The organism is Streptomyces flavofungini, from assembly GCF_041028215.1.
GTDB lineage: Bacteria > Actinomycetota > Actinomycetes > Streptomycetales > Streptomycetaceae > Streptomyces > Streptomyces flavofungini_B.
Window position 1 is genome coordinate 1 of the sequence record NZ_JASKYR010000978.1, and the last position, 2,729, is coordinate 2,729.

Annotated in this window: 3 protein-coding genes; all 3 read left to right on the forward strand. The window is 74.6% G+C overall.

The genetic code is table 11. From position 1 onward, the window contains the following. Positions 1-255: 255 nt before the first annotated feature. Positions 256-813 (forward strand): hypothetical protein, encoded by a 558-nt coding sequence (locus AB8Z36_RS37355; protein ID WP_369217827.1) that lies wholly within the window; start codon positions 256-258, stop codon positions 811-813. Then, a complete protein-coding gene (locus AB8Z36_RS37360; protein WP_369217828.1) occupies positions 810-2,240 on the forward strand; it encodes a peptidoglycan-binding protein in 1,431 nt (476 codons plus the stop codon). The genes AB8Z36_RS37355 and AB8Z36_RS37360 overlap by 4 nt, the downstream gene beginning before the upstream one ends. Before the next feature lie 59 nt (positions 2,241-2,299). Continuing rightward, a partial coding sequence (locus AB8Z36_RS37365; RefSeq protein WP_369217829.1) for an ABC transporter ATP-binding protein occupies positions 2,300-2,729 on the forward strand: 430 nt, incomplete at its 3' end.

The window sequence follows — 2,729 nt, forward strand, 5'->3', positions numbered from 1 at the left end:
CGCGGGTCCGCGCGCGGCGCTGGGGGGGGGGGGGGGGGGGGGGGGGGGGGGGGGGGGGGGGGGGGGGGGGGGGGGGGGGGGGGGGGGGGGGGGGTCCCGGGGCCTGAGGTCCCGGGGCGGGCAGGGCGCCGCGCCGCTTCGGCGGCGCGGCGCTCCCGCCTGCCCGCGCGCGGACCCGCGTACCCGTACGGGCGCTGTGCGCGCGCTCCGTTCTGTGCCCTGCGTGTGACCGCCCACTGCGTAGAACTTGGCCTCATGTCCTACACACACAAGCGAGCCGTCGCACAGTCGCTCCTGGCGGTATCGGCTCTTCTCACAGGAACACTGCTGACGGCCTGCTCGGACGGCTCGCCGTCCGCCTCGTCCAGCAAGAGCTCGGCCCCGGCCGACCGTGCGCTCGCCTACTCCGAGTGCATGCGGAAGAACGGCGTGTCCAAGTTCCCCGACCCGCAGCCCGACGGCGGCGGCATCCGGCTCAGCCCGGACGACGGTGTGGACCCCAACTCCCAGACCTTCAAGGACGCGGCGAAGAAGTGCCAGGACCTGGCCCCGCAGGGGCAGGGCCCGGGCGGCGGCAGCGGTGGCGGCGGCACCCTGGACTCGGCCAAGGTCGCGTCCTGGGCCAAGTGCGTACGCGAGAACGGCGTGCCCAAGTTCCCCGACCCCGAGGTCAACGGCTCCAACATGACCATCGACATCGCGGGCAGCGGTGTGGACCCCGGTGACCCGAAGTTCCGCGAGGCGATGCAGAAGTGCCAGAGCAAGTATCCCGGTGGCGCGGTGCAGTTCGGTGGCGGAGGAGGCCCCCAGTGACGACCCCCGACGAGACCGGGGCCCCGGCGGCCGGTGACGAGTTCTCGGGCACCCTCGCGCGACGGGCCTCCGGCGGTGTGACGAGCGGCGGTACGGCGGGCGCCTCCACCGGCGTCCTCGCCAAGGCGGGCGAGGAGGAACGGGGCAAGGGCGCCGTCGCCGAGCGGGACGAGGGCGGCGCGGTGGCCCAGCACGCCGCCGACGGCGGCGKGSGSGGCGCGGGCCAGGACGACAAGGCCCCCGGTGGCGGCCGCAAACGGCGGCCCCTGCGCACCTCGTTACTGGTGCTCGCCGCGATCGCCGTCGCCGCGGCGGCCGGTGTCGCCGCCACCGGGACGCTCGGCGGGGGCGGCACGGACTCCCCGGACGCCGCCCCCTCCGGGCCCCCGGCGACGACGAAGGTGCAGCGGACCACGCTGACCGACTCCGAGACCGTGGACGGCACCCTCGGCTACGGCGACGCCACGGCCGTCCAGGCCCCCGCCGCCGGGTCCGCCGAGACGGGCAGCGGCCAGAACGGACAGGGCGGCGGCAGCTCCGGCGGCGCGAGCGGCGGCACCATCACCTGGCTGCCGAAGGAGGGCCGGACCGTCAAGCGCGGCGAGCCCGTCTACCGCGTCGACCAGAAGGAAGTCCCGCTCCTGTACGGCTCCTTCCCGCTCTACCGCACCCTGGCGCCCGGCACCGAGGGCGCCGACGTCAGGATGCTGGAGAAGAACCTCAGCGCCCTCGGTTATACGGGGTTCACGGCCGACGACACCTATACGGCGGACACGGCCGACGCGGTGCGCCAGTGGCAGGACGACCTGAACCGCGACGAGACCGGCACGGTGAAGCCGCAGGACGCGGTGGTGGCCTCCGGCGCCCGGCGGGTCGCGGACGTCAAGGCCACCGCGGGCGCCGCCCTGAGCGGGAACCTGCTCACCTGGACCGGCACCGAGCGCATCGTGGCCGTCGATCTGGACGTGCAGTTCGAGGACCTGGTCGACCGGGGCACCAAGGCCACGGTCAAGCTCCCGGACAACAGCACGGTCGAGGCCGAGGTGACCGACATCGGCACGCCCTCCACCCCGCAGCAGAACGACAACGGCGACTCGGCCGACTCCGGTGGCGGCGGATCCGACAGCGGCAGCGGCAGCAACGACGCCACCCTTCCCGTGGAGCTGACGGTGGAGGACCAGAAGGGCCTCGGCCGCTACCAGGCCGCCGCCGTGGACGTCACCCTGGAGGCCGACTCCCGCAAGGACGTCCTCGTGGTCCCCGTCAACGCCCTGGTCGCCAGGGAGGGCGGCGGCTACGCGGTGGAGGCCGTCACCGCCGACGGCACCGAGTACCGCCCGGTCAAACTCGGCATGTTCGCCGACGGCAAGGTCGAGGTCTCGGGCACCGGGATCAAGGAAGGCACCGTCGTGGGGGTCCCCAAGTGACCTCGCAGACCTCCCAGAGGCCCGCTCTCGCACGGCCCCCGGGCGAGCCCGCCGCACCCGTGGTGGAACTGGCCGCAGTCTCCAAGACGTACGGGGATGTGGCCGCCCTGCACGGCGCGGACCTGCTCATCCGCCGGGGCGAACTCCTCGCCATCGTCGGGCCATCGGGGTCGGGCAAGTCCACGATGCTCAACATCATGGGCACCCTGGACCGCCCGACGTCGGGCAGCGTCCACATCGACGGCCACGACGTGTCCGCGCTCAGCGACCGCGAACTGTCCGCGCTGCGGGCCGGCACCATCGGCTTCGTCTTCCAGCAGTTCCACCTGGCCTTCGGCGTGCCCGCGCTGGACAGCGTGGCCGACGGGCTGCTGTACAGCGGGCGCTCGCGCGGGGAGCGGCGGCGGCTCGCCGAACGGGCGCTGCGCCGCGTCGGCCTCGGCCACCGCCTCCACCACGAGCCGCACCAGCTCTCCGGCGGCGAGAAGC